The organism is Chryseobacterium joostei (assembly GCF_003815775.1).
GTDB lineage: Bacteria > Bacteroidota > Bacteroidia > Flavobacteriales > Weeksellaceae > Chryseobacterium > Chryseobacterium joostei.
Window position 1 is genome coordinate 927,301 of the sequence record NZ_CP033926.1, and the last position, 17,190, is coordinate 944,490.

Here is a 17,190-nt window from a genome sequence, read left to right on the forward strand (position 1 = left end):
AATTCTTTAATTTTCAAATTTAAAGCCTTAATTTTGCACTGAAATTTTAGAAAATTCGGATTCTTTCTACAACTATGCGCATGAAAAATATGATGATTGGGCTTTCCATAGCCTTATCTGCTCCTGTTTGGGGACAAAAAGGCCCCACAAAAACAAACAATCTGACACTATACAGCTATCAGACATTCAATTGTGATAACAAGGGATATTTTGATGCCACCAAATATGAAAAAGAAGAAATAGACGGGGTTAACAAACTTCTATATAAATTCAACGGGGTTCATTTTGATACTAATCCTATCTTTAAGCTTTCGAGCCTTGAAGATGTTCGTAAAAATAAAGATATCCATTTAGAAAATCTGGAAAAACAATATCAGGAAAAGAAAAAGGAGCTTTACAGCCTTAAGGTAATCAATCTGCCTGTATGGCAAAATTTGTATGAAGAGGCAATACAGACCTTTGAAAATGAATACGAACTGAACAAGGAAGAAATTCTGGCTTTTTCTGATCCCACTACTCTTAAAAACAGTAAGTTCTATGCCACCTGCAAGGAACCCATTGATGCCATATCTTCTCCTGACAGAGAGAAAATGTTTGCCTCATGGAAGATGTATACTGAGCTTAAAAGTAAAAATAATGCTGATCCGCAAGGGGTGATGAACCGATTCAATGCTAAAATGGATGATCCTCAAAAAGAAGATTATGCTCTTATAGATTTGATTGGTCTTAGTTTTCATAACTGTGCCAACAGCAGTTTCAGACAGAAGCGTGATGATGAAGGAACGGTTTATAAAAGTTTTGACAAAATCTTTACAAAGCTGAAAAGAAATTGCGATGAACCATAAAAAATTAAGAATTTAAATATTATACAACAGTACTCATTTTGGGTACTGTTTTTTTATTTAAAATCCTATGAATGAAAGTTCTGGGTTAAAGAACAGTTAAGGAAAGGTTAATGACATTCTATTTCTTTGCCTTGGCTATAAATAGATTTATTTTCGCTGGAAAATAGTACCCATATGGATTTTATTTATCTTTTTTTTACGGCATTTATCAGCATGGCAGTTTCGGCACAAAAGGGGCCTGCAATTATTCCCTTTTCTCTGGAGAACAATTCTGTTTATCTACAATGTAAAGTAAATAAAACGGATAGCATCAAGTTTTTATTTGACACGGGAGCAGATGGTTCTGTCATCAATATCAATTCAAAGAAAAAAATAAATCTTAAAATTAATGGCAGGTCAGAAAACAGAGGTTCAAATGGTGTAAATACTGTTGATTACAGCAGCCACAATATTTTACAATTCGGAAACATTCAGAAAGACAATATTACTTTCACCATGATTCCTTATGGCATCGTAAATTTTGATGGAGTCTTCGGTACAGATATGATGAAAGGGAAAATCATTGAGATCGATTATCACAAAAACGTAATCCGGTTTTATGATGAAAATGATACCTCTATTGATTATTCAGGATATGAAAAAATGAAGCTTCACATGATTGACAACTATCCCGCCGTAGAGAGTATTATCACTGTAAATGATAAGCAATACTCAGGATTTTTCGGTCTTGACACCGGAGCGGACGATGCTTTAACTATAGCTTCTCCCTATGCTAAAAAGAATGCCTTTAGCAGCACCATGAAAACTATCGGAAAGGCCACAGCACAAGGTTCTGATGGATCTGTTTATGAAATGCCTGTTGTACTTTGTCCATCCATTCAATTTGCACAGAAATACCTTTATAATATTCCTATCACACTTTCCGGCTCTACTGAAGGGATTGATGCCTCAGAAAAAATGGCGGGATTTTTCGGAAATGGCTTTTTAAAAAGATTCAATACCATTATTGATTTTAAGAATCAGCTTATTTATTTTAAGTTGAATAAAAATCTGTATTCGGAGTTTAACTAATTATTTTTAAGTTATTGTTGATCATAAAAAAGCGCCTCAGAAATTCTGAGGCGCTTTCGGTTAATTAAAGGCTTGATTTATTTATCTAAATGCTTAGGAGTAAATCCGTCCTCATTTAGTTCTCTGTGTTCGTATTCAGCTTTCATTTCAGCTTCATAGTCTACTTTAGTATCTTTACCCATTCTTCTTAGAACAGAGTCAAATAAAGAGTATACTACCGGTACAATGATCAAGGTAAGGAATAGTGATGATGTTAAACCACCAATTACTACCCATGCAAGCCCCTTGTTCATCTCTGCTCCTGCTCCTGTTGCCAATGCAATCGGTAACATACCGAAGATCATCGCAATGGTTGTCATCAAGATCGGACGAAGACGTGCATGGTTGGCCTGTACCAAAGCATCGTGTGTATTAGCTCCTGCTGCTTTTCTTGCATTCGTAAAGTCAACGATAAGGATTGCATTCTTCGCAACAAGACCAATCAACATGATCATACCCAGCATGGTAAAGATGTTCAATGAATTAGCTGTCAAGGCCAGGATAACCATTACCCCGATCATCGCCAATGGAATAGAGAACAATACCACGAAAGGATATACAAAACTGTCATATAGTGAAACCATTACCAGGTATACCAATACGATAGCTGCTAATAATGCAATCCCTAAAGTACCGAAACCTTCCTGCTGGTTCTCCATATCACCACTCCAGATGTAATCTACACCGATAGGTTTTTGCTTACTATCCATAAACTGTTTTGCCCATTCATTGGCAACATCACCAACTGGTCTACCCACTGCTTTTGCTCTTACTTTTACAGATGGAGATTTATCTCTACGCTCAAGCAAACTTGGTCCTGAACCCATCTTTACATCTGCAAACTGGCTCAAACGAATTTGCTGTCCCTGAGGGTTTGTAAACATAAGATTTTTAACATCATCAATGGATTGTCTGTTTACATCTCCAAAACGGATATTAATATCGTATTCATATTCTCCGGCTCTGAATTTCCCGTCTGTATTTCCGTTGAATGCAGTCTGCATCGATTGTCCTACACTTGAAAGGTTCAATCCTAAAGAAGCCATTTTATCTCTGTCAATAGACACCTGTACTTCAGGGTTACCTGAGTCTGTGGATAATTCTGCATCTACTGCTCCAGGAACTTTTTTCAATAATTCTAAAATTCTTGTTGCTTCTTTTACAGCCATTGCATTATCCGGAGCTGTTACTACCATTTCGATTGGAGCATTTTCAGCACCCATAATACCGATTGGAGCAGTTTTGAATTCAACTCCTGTGAATTTCTCTTCTAGCTCTCTTTTTATTTTTGCAGCTTTGATGTTGGTACTTTCAGAACGTTCAGATTTGTCTGTTAAGTTTACCTGAACCTCAGATTGGTATGTTGTTGCCTGAGCACCACCAAAACCTGTAGACTGCTGTCCTACTGTTGTAATAAGGTCTACAACATCTTTATCATTTCTTAGGAACTTTTCAACATCTAATGTTAATTGGTTTGTTTTTTCAACGGTTGCATCTTTTGAAAGTTCCATCTGTACCAAGAACTGGCCACGGTCAATTGGTGGGAAGAATTCTCCTCCAATGAAACCAAATGCTACCAGCATGAATGAACTGATCAAAACAATAAATGTAATAATCACGGTAGAAATTCTTCTCAACGTTGTTTTCAGACACCATTCAAGAATTCCTGTGATCCAGTGAGTAAATTTATCAATTAACCCTTCAAACCAAAGGATGAATTTCTCAAACCAGTTTTTACCTGTTAAATGCTCTAATTTACCAAATCTTGATGACAACCAAGGAATGATGGTAAATGAAGCCAACAATGATAGCAATGTTGCAATAACAACCGTGACGCAGAACTGAGCCAGGATGTTTGCTACAAGACCAGAACTCATTGCAATTGGTAAGAATACCACTACAATTACCAATGTAATCGCTGCAACGGTAAACCCGATTTCTGAGGCTCCGTCATAGGCTGCTCTAATCTTGCTTTTCCCCATCTCCATGTGACGGTAGATGTTCTCAAGTACAACAATTGCATCATCCACAAGGATACCTACCACAAGGGACAACCCTAGTAAACTCATCAAGTTCAAAGTATATCCCATTAGGTTCATTCCGATGAATGCTGCCACCAATGAAGCAGGGATAGAAACCATTACGATAAATGCGTTTCTGATACTGTGAAGGAACAATAGCATTACAATTGCCACAAGAATAATCGCTAAGAATAAGTCGAAAATAACGTGGTTTGCAGATTCCAGGGTAAATTCTGTTGTATCGTTTACAATTTTCACTTTTACTCCCTGAATTTTATAAGCTTCTTCTACTGTTTTAATGGTTTTCTGAACACTTTCAGATACAGCCACCGCATTTGCATCAGACTGCTTTTTCACCTGCATCAAAATGGTAGAAGACTGGTTGAATCTCGCTACTTTTTCAGCATCTTTCTGAGAGTCAAAAACTGTTGCAATATCAGATAAACGAACCTGTGCACCATTTTTGTTGGAAACAACAAGGTTGTTCATTTCTTCAATAGACTTATATTTCCCTGATAATCTGATCGTAGATTTTGAAGTCCTTGTTTTCAAACTACCCGTAGGGAAGTCAAGGTTTGAGGAAAGAATTGACTGCTGTACATCTCCTATTGAAAGTCCGTACCCTTGTAATTTTTTCTCATCCAGATTCACCTGAATTTCTCTTTCCTGCCCACCCACAAGATCAACCTGAGCGACACCGTTTACACGGGAGAAAATGGGTTCTATCTTTTTATCTAATAAGTCGTAAAGGTCCTTACTGTTTAATTTATCAGATGAAATACTCATTGTAATAATTGGTAAATCATCTAAGGAGAATTTATTCAATGACGGTGCTTTTACATCATCCGGAAGGTCTGCCAAAATAGCATTTACCTTTCTCTGAGCATCATTCAAAGCATAGTCAACATCTGCACCATCGTTCAGCTGAACCATGATAACGGATAAACTTTCGTATGAAGAAGATTCTACTTTTTTTACGTTTTCCAAAGAACCTACGGCATCCTCAATCTTTCGGGTGACGGACGTCTCCACCTCTGCCGGTGAAGCTCCCGGATACACCGTAGAAATAGTTACCATGTTGGTTTCAAACTTCGGAATCAATTCGTATCCCATGAGCGTATAACTCAGGATACCTCCCAACGTCAGAATTGTAAATAATACAATTACCAACGAGGGTCTTTTAATCGATATTTCTGCTAACTTCATATATCGTTTACTTTATAATGTTTACTTTAGATCCGTTGTCCAGGTTGATCTGTCCGCTGGTTACCACTTGCTCACCTCCGTTCAATCCGCTTAATACCTGTACTTTGTCCCCGTAAACTTTTCCAATGGTTACTTTAATTAATTTAGCAACACCATTCTGAACAACGAATAACTGTCCTGAACTTACACCATTTACAAACGCTTCAGCAGGAACTGTCAGCATATTCTGAGTTTCTGCACCGTTGTTTGTACTAAACTTAGCAGTTGCATACATACCTGCTTTTAGGTTTCCTCTGTTCTGAACTTCAATTTCAACAGGGAAATTCAAAGAAGCATCACTTTTTGGAGCAATAAATGTAATTCTCCCTACAAAAGAATCCTCAGGTAAAACGTTAACCTTAATTGGAACTTCCTGCCCTAGCTGAATTTTACCGATCTGGCTTTCGTCTACCAATACAGAAAGCTTCAGACTGTTGATATTAACGATTTCAAACATAGAAGTTCCTACAGAAACAACAGTACCCGGTTCAACCATTTTTTTATTGATTGTACCACTGATACCTGCACGGATACTTGTATCATTTACTCGTACTCCCTGTGCTTTCACAGCTGCCTGTGCATTTTTCAGCTGCAGTCTTGAATTATCTACCTGCTGTTTTGTAACACCTCCTGTTTTAAAGGCATTTTCGTAACGCTGATTATCGATAATAGCATTCTGTAGGTTATTTTGAGCCTGTGTAACGTCAACTTCGATAGCATCTCTTTTTATTGTTGCTAAAACCTGACCTGCACCTACTCTAGAACCTTCTTTTACCAAAACGCTTACAATACGTCCTGAAATTTCAGAAGACTGATTCATCTCCTGTTTAGGAAGAAATGTTCCGTTTGCAGAATAGTCTGTATCTATATTTTCTCTTGTAACCGTTACAATGTTTACATTGATTTTATCTACCTGCTTGGCAACCTCCTTTACTTCCTGAGTCTGCTTTTCTTTGTTACCTGCAATCTTATATGCGGCCAACCCTACAAGTACAGCTGCTACGATGATATATATTAAAGTTTTTTTCATTTTAGTTTATTATAAGTTTTGTAGTGTGTTCAATTCACCCTTAGCTTTTATTAGCTTGATCTCGGCTTGCTTGTAATCCAACAATGCATTAGAATAGTTCTGTTTTGCCTGTGTTAAAGCATTTTCAGAATCCAAGACTTCTGTAAGTGTTGCTAAGCCATACTGATAATTGGATTGGGTATTTTTCTGTACTCTTTCTGCAAGATCTACGTTATCCTTCATGCTCTGGATGTTAATGATTGCATTTTCCATATTGGTGATGGAGTTTTTATAATCCAGATCCAAACTCAGCTGTGTTTTTTGGATATCCTGATCTAAATCCTGAAGATCAATTTCTGCCTGCTGAATTTTAGCTTTTGTAGCCCCACCTGTGAAAATAGGAATACTAACATTCAAACCGATTGCTGAATAATCACTCCAAAGCACTCCATTATTAAGCCCATTGGTTAAAGGAAATTTTTTCCCCATTCCGGCCCAACCATAGTTTGCTGTAAGGTTAACTGTAGGATAAAGATAGGCTTCTGTAGCTTTTTTGTTAAACTGAAGAAGCTCCCTATTTTTATTTAAAACTCTGATTTCCGTACGGTTATCAAGATTTACATTACTTGCTATCAATTCAGGTTTAGGCTCAATCGTTTTTTCTTCAAGCTCGATATCTGTACTGATAGGAACTCCCATATAAAATTTCAGAGCATTTTTTGAAAGCTCAACAGAGTTAATCAACTGCTGCTTGTTTGAACCGATATTCGTAAGCTGTACATTGGTACGATCTAAGTCTATACTTTTTGCAAGACCATTATCTACCAAACTTTTAATAACGTTTCTTACTTTCTCAGTATTGGCATAACTAGCTTTTACTGTTTTAAGGTTTTCTTCCTGTACAAACACCTGATAATAAGCTGTTGCTACATTCTCAATGATCTGCTCATTGGTCAATTCAGCATTTAGTACGTAAAACTCTCTTGTAGATTTTGCTGCCTTAAGCCCTGTGAAAACTCTTTGGTCAAACAAAGCCTGCTGAAGCTGAACAACAGCACTGGAGCTCCAAGGCTGCCCCAACTGAGCTTTGATTCTCTCTCCACCAAATTCAAGCAAAGATTCCTGAATAACCGGATTATATGTAAGTCCGGCTGTTGCACTGATCTGCGGAAGAGCACCGGCTCTGGCCTCATCAATCTTATATTCGGCTTTTTTTATCTGTAAAGCTGCTTTCTTAGCCTCTGCTTTATTTTGAAGAGCCTGCTTAATTGCCTCCTGCAGAGAAACCTGCTGCTGGGCAGACACCGATGAAAAGCCGAAAATCATAAATGCTGCAGCTATCCCTATTTTTAGCTTTCTAGCAGTTATACGTTTTCTGTTCATAATTTTATACTTCGTTTATTTTTTTATACACTTGTTATTATTTTCTTTCTAAATGACGAATCATTTTTAGAAATACTTTATATTTTTTTAGTTTTTAAATAACATATTGATAATGATTTCTTTTCGTGCTGAAATAATCTTATCATAATCTTCATCACTAATCATTAGATTCTCCATAAAAAGAGGTCTAATTGCACTTGGAAAAACCAATAGTGAAACCATATTCAGTATAAACTGTACAGGGTCCATTGTTTCAATATTTCCCAATTCCATTTCTTTCTCGATATCGCTGTACATTTTTTGTAGGATATCTTCTTCTATTTCTCTTTGATGGCAGGTTCCCTTATTGATCTGGGAAACGATATAACTTTCCAGATAGGGATACTGAAGGCTGGTAGAAAGGCAACTTTCTATAAATTCGCTGATCTTTTCCTTGAAAGGAAGATCTGAATTCTGGATGATCTTTGATTTTTCCTGCTCTACTTTTTGAGCTTCATCAAAAATGATCTGAATCAGTTTATCCCTTGATCTGAAATAATAGTTAATAAGGGTTCTGTTTACTCCCGCTTCATCAGCTATTTCCTGCGTAGTAGCATCAAATTTTCCTTTCACAAAGAACAAATTCTTCGCTGTCTCCTTGATCAATTCCTGTGTTTGGTCTTTTTTTGCTTGATTTGACATTTTTGTTAAACAAATTTGTGCAAATTTATATTAAAATTTATTTTTGACAAAATTGTTAAACAAAAAAATTAAACAAAATTGTCATGATATTCATCATGTTTAAAAAAAATAAAATTCAGTCATTCATTATTTAATGCTCAATCAAAAGCGGATTTTCATATCTTTACTGTAAAAATTAATAACCGATGCCAAAAATTTTATTTCTCCTCTCATTTCTGAGTGGGATATTTATTTTTTCTCAAAAAAAGATATCAGAAAACAATTCTTATTATTTTTACGAAAATAGGGGTCAAATCATTGATCAGGATGGAAAAGAAAATAAGGATGTGAAATTTCTATTTCACTCTAAGGGATTAAATGTACAGTTGCATTCTAATGGGTTTTCTTATGATATTTATGAAACAAAAAAAACAGCAAATCCTAATTTTTCAAAAAAGTCAGACAAACTTATTCCCAATCCCAAACATTATGATATTGATGAATTCATCTATGAAAAACTGATTCATAGAATTGATATTGAGTTTATAAATTCTAATAGAAATCCAAGCATTACTGCAGAAGGAAAGTCTTCTGATTATGATAACTATTTCAATATTCCCAATAATTCTAAAGGCATTACAAATGTCCATCGTTTCCAAAAAATTCGATATAAGAACATCTATCCCAACATTGATCTTATATTCTTCAAACCTAACGATACTATAAAACCGATTGAATACAATTTCATTATCAATCCAGGTGGAAAGGTTTCGGATATAAAAATGAAGTTCAATGGAGCACCTACGTCCATTAAAAATGGCAAACTTACTATGAATGTACGTTTTGGAGAAATTCATGAAAATATTCCTAATAGCTGGATCCTTGCTGATAAAAAGGAAAATATAAACATTTCCTTTAATGATCTGGGAAATCAAACTTTTGGATTCAACTCTCCGAATGACACCTATAAAAACATCCTTGTTATTGATCCTGTCCCTACAAGAGTCTGGGGAAGCTATGCCGGAGGGTATGGCGAAGAATATGGAAGAATAGAAACAGATAGTAAAAATAATGCCTATTTGTTTGGCTCTACCAATAGCACAACCAACCTGGCAACTTCTGGGACTTACCAACAAACTATAATAGGAACTTTTGATGCTTTTTTAACAAAAATAACCAAAGATGGACAAAAGCTATGGGGTACTTATTATGGAACACCGCTTAATGACTCCTTTGAGGATGTTGATTTTGATGGAAATTTCAATGTATATGCAGGAGGAAAAACGTATAGATCAGGAAGCAATACAGACGCTACACTGGTAAAGTTCGACAATAATGGAGGTCTAGTCTACGAAAAAAATTTTATTGGTAACTCACCAGATGAACTATATACTGTAGCTTATAATAATGGACAGGTTTTTTTAGGTGGCCAAACAATGAGTACTAACTTTCCTGTATTAAATGCATATCAACCAACAAAATTAAGCCCAAATGGTTACGCTGATGCTTATCTGGCCGCTCTAGATGCGTTAACCGGTAATATGATATGGTCTTCATTTTTTGGAGCTTCGGATCACTCAACTGCTATTTTTAAAGTATTCTCTTCTTCAGGGGATTTAGAAATTATTGGAGCTACTCAATCACCATTAATCCCAATGGTAAATCCTTTTCAACCAACTTTTGGAGGTGTATCAGACGGATTGTACTTAAAGTTCTCAAAAACAGGAACATTATTAAGATCCAGCTACTATGGATATTCCAGTCAGGAATTTGTATGGGAGGCAAGAATCGTAAATAATATTTTAATACTTGCAGGTGAGTTTCCTAATCTAAATGGGCCAATATATGGCCCAGCAGGAATTTGGAGGGTAGATCTGGCTACCAATGTTATCACCAAAGCTACTCTGCCTTTTCATTATACGACTCAGCTTACGGCTTATATTGATTCTGAAAGTAATGTATTTTTCAGTGCACTATCCAATGTAGGCCAAACCGACATAGCTACTTCTGATGGCTATATGACATCTACCGGCCCATACATAAAGACCTCAATGATAAAGTATGACATCAATAACAATAGAGAATGGGGTACATTTTATGGAGGTAATGGGGGTACTCAATTGGGTCGTATTACAAAAGACAGTGATGGCTTTATTTATTTAACAGGAATGTCTAGCAACAATACGACAGGAATTGCTACTCCCGGGACTTTTCAACAACAGGGAGGTCATCCTTCTAATGATATTTTTATTGCTAAATTTAAAGATTGTAAATCTACAACGACATTAACGTCCAATTCTCCAGTCTGTCCTAATTCAACCCTTCAACTTAATGCTAATGGAGGAACAACATACAAATGGACCGGCCCAAACGGATTTACTTCCACACTACAAAATCCTACCATTCCTAATGCTAATGCTACAAATGAGGGCATCTATTTCTGCCAGGTTACCGGATCATCTTGCGATGGCGTTTTCACAATAGATATTACTGTTGGTGATAGTGTACTACCAGTTCCTGATATTATTAACCTACCTGATATTACAGGGGATTGCAATACAGTAATCACTACTTTCCCTACTGCTACAGACAACTGTGCTGGGGCAATTACTGCAACTACAACAGATCCATTATCATACTCCATTCCAGGAAACTATGTTATTCACTGGACTTACAATGATGGCCATGGAAATACAGCTACCCAAAATCAAAATGTAATTGTTAGTCCTATAGCAACTCCTATGAGCGCAAGTACATCATTGATCTTTTGTGCGAAAAACAATCCGAAAATTTCAGACATTCAGATCACAGGTCAAAATATAAAGTGGTATGATGCAGCAGGAGGTATTTTACCAATAACAACACCTCTTGTAAACGGACAAACTTATTACGTAACTCAAACCATTAATGGCTGTGAAAGTAGCAAAAGAGCCATTCAGGTAACAGTAAACACCACTCCTAAGCCAACGGCTAATGTGAATCAGGAGTTCTGTGAATCAGCAAATCCAGCACTAGATAAGTTGATCGTAACGGGAACGTCATTGATTTTCTATAATGCAGCCGGAAATGTATTACCCATTACAACACCTCTTGTACATGGACAAACTTACTACGTAACTCAGACATTAAACAACTGTGAATCTGAAAAGTTAGCTATTTCTGTAACGCTTACTCAGGATAATGTTCCTGCTAAAGACTATTCTGAGACATTATGTAACAATAATACAGGAAATACAATGACTGTAAACCTTCATTCTTATGAGGCCAGTATCATTAATAATCCTGGTGGTTATATTTTTACTTATACAGATACAGCAGGAAATCCTATTGCTAACCCTTCAGCTTATGTTTTAAATATTGGAACAACAGTTATTCGTGTGAAAGTGTCAACTGCAGCAGGATGTTTTAAATTAGTGAGATTAAGTTTAACTTTAAATCCTAAACCTGTTGTTACTCTTCCTGCAAAGTTGGATTTTTGCGCAGGCAAATCTGCAATTCTGGATCCTGGGCCAGGATTTAAATCTTATTTGTGGAGCACAGGAGCCACCACTCAAACCATTACAGTATCCAACCCTGGAAATTATTCTGTGAAGGTAACCAACAATTTCGGATGTGAGAATACAGCTTCCACCCAAGTTACCCACACTGTTTTACCTTCTATTGTATCAATAAATATTACAAATACTACAGCTACAGTTATTCTTTCTGAAACTGGCAGCTTTGAATACTCTCTGGATAATTCCACATGGCAGGATTCCAATATCTTTACGAATCTAAGTATGGGAGAATATACAGTATATGTAAGAACAAAAGCTGGCTGTACTATTGGGCAGAAAAAATTCTCCATTTTCAATATTCCAAATGTAATCACACCTAACGGAGATGGCATCAATGATACCTGGAGAATAGCAGGATTAGAAAATTATCCCGGAACTGAAGTTATCCTGTACGACAGAAGAGGAATGCTTATTTTTAAGGAAGTAATAAAGAAATCTTCTTTCCAGTGGAATGGGAAATACGACCAACAACCTATTCCTACAGGAAGCTATTGGTACACGATACAGGTTTCTGATGGGAGAAATTATAGCGGATGGCTATTAATTAAAAATAGAGAATAAAAAAAGAGCAGAATTATCTGCTCTTTTTTGTTTTATAATAATTTGATTTTGTCTTCTGTAATATCGATGATCTTATCTTTATAAAGTCCTCCGATTGCTTTCTTAAAATTCTTTTTACTCATCTGAAGTTCATCCTTGATCTCCTCAGGGGAAGATTTATCCGAAACATATAGAAGCCCATAGTTTTCTTCCAGTTTATCCAAAATCTTTTGTTTGAATTCATCAATGTTTTCAAAACCATCAGATTGTAGGGAAACATCAATTTTACCATCTTCACGAATAACCTTGATATAACCTTTCTCTTCAGACAAAGGATATAGTTTTTTGAAAACATCCGATGCATAAATTAAACCTATATATTGTTTATTGATTACCACATTCCAGCCCAGTTCACTTTCATTCATCATGATAAGATCTACTTTATCTCCCTTTTTGAATGGAAGATCCTGATATTGTGGATTTCTTTTGAATTTTGTAGTTCCTGTGATCAGTTGCATATCTTCGTCTACATAAATATAGACCAAGTATCTTTTTCCCTCAATGATCTTAGTTTTCTGCTGTTTGTAAGGAATAAAAAGATCCTTAATGATTCCCCAGTCCATAAATGCTCCACTAGGAAGACTCTGCACACAGCTCATCACTGCAAATTCACCTACTTCTGCCAATGGAATCTCAGTGGTAGCTTTCAATTTATCATCATCCTGATAAACAAAAACCTCAACATACTCTCCTATTTCCTGATCTTCACGAGTGAAAATTTTAGGAAGAAAAGCCTTTTCACCGGATTCGTCCGTTAAGATCCATCCTGAATTATTTTTATCTAAAATTTCTAAATTCTGAGTTTTTCCGAGTTGCATTGATGATAAATTAGCTGACAAAGGTACGGAAATTTGAAGATTTTATCCTACTGAATGCTTTTAAGAATTATTTTATCTTTCCAATGGCCTTTAAAACCGCTACATTTGAATGAAAATACCAGAAAACATGAAAAAATATTTCGTTCTAGCTTTTTTTATTTCTACAATTATTGTAAATGCACAGTTACTGGAAAAAACAGCCATTAATGTAGCTTATCGATATATGGGACGAAATATTTTACAGGCCGGCTTAGAGTTCAGATTTGGTGATTCTCGCTATCAATCTGTAATTCTTGGTCCCTCCATGCTTTATACACGCACTAATCAAACCGATAAATTTCTTCCGGAAGCCCATGTTTATTACACTAATAATGGGCAGCTTTATGGAGTTTCAATAAACCAATACTCATTGGAACCTAGGATTGGAATCTCATTGTTCAATATGCTATTCCTTAATACCGGGTATGCCTTTCCCATTCATAAGGACAAATATTTTAAAGGAATTACCTTTGGAGTCCAGTTCAATATTGCTCCCAATAACTCGAAGTTTTATGACAAAATGAAAATCATGTAAATTTATCCAGATAATTGTATCAACTAAATTTTCTCTCGCAGATCTGACTGATTTCGCAGATTTTTATACGATTAAAATATACTAAGCTCTTTTACACAAAAAAGAGAAGCCAAAAAACTTCTCTCTGTGTGTACTATAATCTGGAAATATAATCCATCAGTTCCCTTTTGCTGTTTTCAAAATCAAATGCATCATACACTACAAAATATTTGTTCTTATCAGCACAATTATGATACATAGATTTCGCTAAAGCCAGTTTATTCTTATCAAAACTGAGCGACTTTACCAAGTCTCTTACCTGTATAGCTGTAAACATGGTGTTTCGCATCTGTTGATTAATCATTGTAACTTTACCATCATCAAAGCTCTCATTTCTTTTCAACATTTCAAAAAACTGACGGAAAGTTGCATTATCCATAACATTTCCTGCATTATTCCAATTTCCGGAGTTATTACCGTAAGGATTATTCCATAAATCATTCCAATCATTAAATCCGTATTGCCCCTGAACAGGATATGAATCTAAAAGATACAACCCCTCATTTGTGAAAAAGTCCAGAACCATTCTACCATTATTGCGAAGCATTAAAGTAGTTCTGTATATTAAAAACCCATTTTCATAAATAGAGATAGGTACTCTCCCTGATTGTAAATCAAAGAAGCGATATTTTCCTGAGCCATTTGCTATCATCTGGTCTCCCACCTCAACGGTAAAAAAGCCTTGTTCAGGAATTCGCAGAAAAACCTCTGCATATCCATAGTTTTTATTCCATTGATAATTGGGGCTTTTTATCTTATTATTGGGACGGTCTGAATTGCGTTCAAAAGTTTTATTTCTTGCATTCATACCTTTTGGAGCCTGCATTTCTGTGGTAGGCGCTTCATTTCTTAGCAGTTCCCCAACTTTTCCTGCTTCCTGGGCAAATGAACTGATGCCTATCAAAAGCATTGAACTTATAAAAATTTTCTTCATTCCTTATTTCTTTCAAAATCAATTTCCATTTTTATGCCAAAAAAGGGGAAATCAGTTGATTTCCCCTTTTATATTGAAATGATTAATTTCTTAATGAAATATTACATATGAATTGATCTTTTTGCAGTAGCATCCAATGCAGCTTCTTTAATAGCTTCTGCATAGGTTGGGTGAGCGTGAGAACTTCTTGCAATATCTTCAGCACTTGCACGGAATTCCATAGCAATTACTCCTTCAGCAATAAGGTCAGCAGCTCTTGCTCCAATGATGTGCATTCCTAAGATCTCATCAGTTTTTTCGTCTGCAATAATCTTCACAAGACCATCAGTATCACCACTTGCACGGCTTCTTCCTAATGCTCTCATTGGGAAAGAACCTACTTTGTAAGCTACTCCTTCCTCTTTCAATTGCTCTTCGGTTTTACCTACTCCTGCAACTTCCGGCCAAGTATATACAACACCTGGGATCAGATTATAGTTGATGTGAGGTTTTTGACCTGCTAATATTTCAGCAACAAGAACTCCTTCTTCCTCTGCTTTGTGAGCAAGCATAGCTCCTTTGATAACGTCTCCAATTGCGTAAATGTTTGCAACATTAGTCTGCAGGTGATCGTTTGTTTTTACTCTTCCTCTTTCGTCTAGCTCTACACCGGCCTTTTCAAGACCAAGACCATCTGTATAAGGTTTTCTTCCCACAGAAACTAAACAGTAATCTCCTTCTACAACTACTTCTTCTCCTTTTTTATCTTTAGCAGTGATCTTTACAGTATCTCCGTTTCTTTCCACTGCAGAAACCGCAGTAGAAAGCATAAACTTCATACCTTGCTTTTTAAGAACCTTAGTTAATTCCTTACTTAAAGCGCCATCCATTCCAGGGATAATTTTATCCATGAATTCAACTACTGTTACCTGAGCACCTAATCTTAAGTATACAGAACCTAATTCAAGACCAATAACTCCACCTCCGATTACTACAAGGTGCTTAGGAATTTCTTTAAGGTTTAATGCTTCAGTAGAAGTGATCACTCTTTCTTTATCTAGAGAGATAAAAGGAAGTGAAGACGGCTTAGAACCTGTTGCAATGATTGTATATTTAGATTCGATCGTTTCAGAAGAACCGTCGTTTTTAGTGATTTTAATTTGAGTAGCAGATTCAAAACTTCCTAATCCTTCAAAAACAGTGATTTTGTTTTTGTCCATCAAAAAGTTGATTCCCTTAGTTGTTTGGTCTACCACTTCGTTTTTACGCTCAATGATTCTTGCAATATCTGCTTTTGGCTCATTGATAATAATTCCGTGGCTTGCAAAATTATGTTTTGCATTCTCGAAATGCTCAGAGCTATCAAGAAGCGCTTTTGACGGAATACATCCAACGTTAAGACAAGTTCCGCCTAAAGTTGAATATTTTTCAATAATTGCTGTTTTGAAACCTAACTGTGCTGCACGGATCGCAGCTACATAACCACCAGGACCAGAACCTATTACGGTAACATCGAATTGACTCATGTTATTTTATGAATTTGTTTATTATTATCTAACTTAATTCTTACAAATTTACGTATAAATTACCACGTGAGAAAGTGAGATTTATCAAATTTATTGAATTTTAGGCTTAAAAAAGGAGCTATTACCGGTTGGCATTTATCCAGATAATTACTGCAAAAAATATCAAAGCCATTCCAATTTTAATTCCTCCTGAAACCATCAATATTAATCCAGCAATAATAACAATAAACCCTGCTATATATAATAAGATGCTGACAATAGTACGGTATTTATTTTTTTCCTTTAATATCTCCTGTTTATCAGCATGGATGCCTTTCATTACTTCATCTACATCTTCCTGATTGTAGCCTTCCTGAATTATTAATCGATAAATATATTTTTCACTGTAATTTTCGGCCAGAAATTTTTTATACTTGTTGAATATTTCTCTTTTTAAATCTTCATTCATGGTTAAAAAATGTGATTAATTGGGAAAGTAGTTTTTTATTTTATTTATTTTGAAGAACTCATTAATCCACATTCAATTTTCCTTGTCCAAATGTACCTGTGCTTTCAAAAAAAGAACCTCCATATACATACCACTCAAGGCTTTCCAGATACTCCACTGCATTTTCAGGGGTTATGAGTGTACGGTCTTTTTTCGAAACAATTCCTTTATACCATCTTCCGGATTTGGAAAAACTTTCATATTCCACAAAATAATGAATCCATATTCTTTGGCACAACTTACACTGTTGAATCGTTACTTCTCCATATCTTCCGTTACTATGATCTATACCTAATTCAGAGCTTCTATATTCAGTATAATTGGAGCCGGGTTTTTCACAAGCGCATCCTATTTGGGAAACTTTATTCATTGACATCTATTTTATCAGATCCCAAATCTAAGA

The 17,190-nt window shown here is 35.7% G+C and carries 13 protein-coding genes; 4 read left to right on the forward strand and 9 right to left on the reverse strand.

All coding sequences use genetic code 11. The annotated features are described in order from the left end of the window. The first annotated feature begins 80 nt into the window (after positions 1-80). Both EG359_RS04375 and EG359_RS04380 read left to right on the forward strand, forming a co-directional pair. Positions 81-845 carry a hypothetical protein gene (locus tag EG359_RS04375; protein ID WP_076351595.1) on the forward strand — a complete coding sequence of 255 codons (765 nt, stop codon included), beginning with the start codon at positions 81-83 and terminating at the stop codon, positions 843-845. Between the two features lie 174 nt (positions 846-1,019). Beyond that, positions 1,020-1,916: a retropepsin-like aspartic protease gene (locus EG359_RS04380; RefSeq protein WP_076351593.1), complete on the forward strand. Its 897-nt coding sequence runs from the start codon at positions 1,020-1,022 to the stop codon at positions 1,914-1,916. A gap of 77 nt (positions 1,917-1,993) precedes the next feature. Here the strand turns inward: EG359_RS04380 and EG359_RS04385 are convergent, their stop codons facing one another. The 4 genes from EG359_RS04385 to EG359_RS04400 form a co-directional block, all read right to left on the reverse strand. Next, positions 1,994-5,182, reverse strand: a complete 3,189-nt coding sequence (locus tag EG359_RS04385; protein ID WP_076351591.1) for an efflux RND transporter permease subunit — start codon at positions 5,180-5,182, stop codon at positions 1,994-1,996. Between the two features lie 7 nt (positions 5,183-5,189). Further along, entirely contained in the window at positions 5,190-6,251 is a 1,062-nt protein-coding gene (locus tag EG359_RS04390) for an efflux RND transporter periplasmic adaptor subunit (RefSeq protein WP_076351589.1), read from the reverse strand. A 9-nt stretch (positions 6,252-6,260) separates the two neighbouring features. Continuing rightward, a complete protein-coding gene (locus tag EG359_RS04395) occupies positions 6,261-7,613 on the reverse strand; it encodes a TolC family protein (RefSeq protein ID WP_076351587.1) in 1,353 nt (450 codons plus the stop codon). Positions 7,614-7,700: 87 nt separating this feature from the next. After that, positions 7,701-8,294, reverse strand: coding sequence for a TetR/AcrR family transcriptional regulator (locus tag EG359_RS04400; RefSeq protein ID WP_076351585.1), 594 nt, complete (start codon positions 8,292-8,294; stop codon positions 7,701-7,703). 326 nt (positions 8,295-8,620) lie between these two features. Between EG359_RS04400 and EG359_RS04405 the strand changes: the two genes are divergently transcribed. Continuing rightward, entirely contained in the window at positions 8,621-12,391 is a 3,771-nt protein-coding gene (locus tag EG359_RS04405) for a DUF7948 domain-containing protein (RefSeq protein WP_164463040.1), read from the forward strand. A 32-nt stretch (positions 12,392-12,423) separates the two neighbouring features. Here the strand turns inward: EG359_RS04405 and EG359_RS04410 are convergent, their stop codons facing one another. After that, the gene (locus tag EG359_RS04410; RefSeq protein WP_076351581.1) at positions 12,424-13,248 is read right to left on the reverse strand and encodes a CvfB family protein; all 825 of its coding nucleotides are present in this window, start codon (positions 13,246-13,248) and stop codon (positions 12,424-12,426) included. 109 nt (positions 13,249-13,357) lie between these two features. Between EG359_RS04410 and EG359_RS04415 the strand changes: the two genes are divergently transcribed. Continuing rightward, positions 13,358-13,822, forward strand: a complete 465-nt coding sequence (locus EG359_RS04415; protein WP_228450479.1) for a hypothetical protein — start codon at positions 13,358-13,360, stop codon at positions 13,820-13,822. Positions 13,823-13,955: 133 nt separating this feature from the next. Here EG359_RS04415 and EG359_RS04420 read toward each other — a convergent pair whose 3' ends face one another. The 4 genes from EG359_RS04420 to EG359_RS04435 all read right to left on the reverse strand — a co-directional run bounded on the left by EG359_RS04420 (position 13,956) and on the right by EG359_RS04435 (position 17,157). Then, complete coding sequence (locus tag EG359_RS04420) at positions 13,956-14,795, reverse strand: DUF4476 domain-containing protein (protein WP_076351577.1); 840 nt, start codon at positions 14,793-14,795, stop codon at positions 13,956-13,958. 101 nt (positions 14,796-14,896) lie between these two features. After that, positions 14,897-16,300: a dihydrolipoyl dehydrogenase gene (gene lpdA / locus EG359_RS04425; RefSeq protein ID WP_076351575.1), complete on the reverse strand. Its 1,404-nt coding sequence runs from the start codon at positions 16,298-16,300 to the stop codon at positions 14,897-14,899. A 121-nt stretch (positions 16,301-16,421) separates the two neighbouring features. Beyond that, positions 16,422-16,748 (reverse strand): hypothetical protein, encoded by a 327-nt coding sequence (locus EG359_RS04430; RefSeq protein WP_076351573.1) that lies wholly within the window; start codon positions 16,746-16,748, stop codon positions 16,422-16,424. A 61-nt stretch (positions 16,749-16,809) separates the two neighbouring features. Next, a complete protein-coding gene (locus tag EG359_RS04435; RefSeq protein ID WP_076351571.1) occupies positions 16,810-17,157 on the reverse strand; it encodes a hypothetical protein in 348 nt (115 codons plus the stop codon). Positions 17,158-17,190 lie beyond the last annotated feature (33 nt).

Coding starts and splice junctions, on each gene's coding strand:
- EG359_RS04375 (WP_076351595.1), top strand. CDS start 81: ATGAAAAATATGATGATTGGGCTTTCCATAGCCTTATCTGCTCCTGTT.
- EG359_RS04380 (WP_076351593.1), top strand. CDS start 1,020: ATGGATTTTATTTATCTTTTTTTTACGGCATTTATCAGCATGGCAGTT.
- EG359_RS04385 (WP_076351591.1), bottom strand. CDS start 5,182: ATGAAGTTAGCAGAAATATCGATTAAAAGACCCTCGTTGGTAATTGTA.
- EG359_RS04390 (WP_076351589.1), bottom strand. CDS start 6,251: ATGAAAAAAACTTTAATATATATCATCGTAGCAGCTGTACTTGTAGGG.
- EG359_RS04395 (WP_076351587.1), bottom strand. CDS start 7,613: ATGAACAGAAAACGTATAACTGCTAGAAAGCTAAAAATAGGGATAGCT.
- EG359_RS04400 (WP_076351585.1), bottom strand. CDS start 8,294: ATGTCAAATCAAGCAAAAAAAGACCAAACACAGGAATTGATCAAGGAG.
- EG359_RS04410 (WP_076351581.1), bottom strand. CDS start 13,248: ATGCAACTCGGAAAAACTCAGAATTTAGAAATTTTAGATAAAAATAAT.
- EG359_RS04415 (WP_228450479.1), top strand. CDS start 13,358: ATGAAAATACCAGAAAACATGAAAAAATATTTCGTTCTAGCTTTTTTT.
- EG359_RS04420 (WP_076351577.1), bottom strand. CDS start 14,795: ATGAAGAAAATTTTTATAAGTTCAATGCTTTTGATAGGCATCAGTTCA.
- lpdA (WP_076351575.1), bottom strand. CDS start 16,300: ATGAGTCAATTCGATGTTACCGTAATAGGTTCTGGTCCTGGTGGTTAT.
- EG359_RS04430 (WP_076351573.1), bottom strand. CDS start 16,748: ATGAATGAAGATTTAAAAAGAGAAATATTCAACAAGTATAAAAAATTT.
- EG359_RS04435 (WP_076351571.1), bottom strand. CDS start 17,157: ATGAATAAAGTTTCCCAAATAGGATGCGCTTGTGAAAAACCCGGCTCC.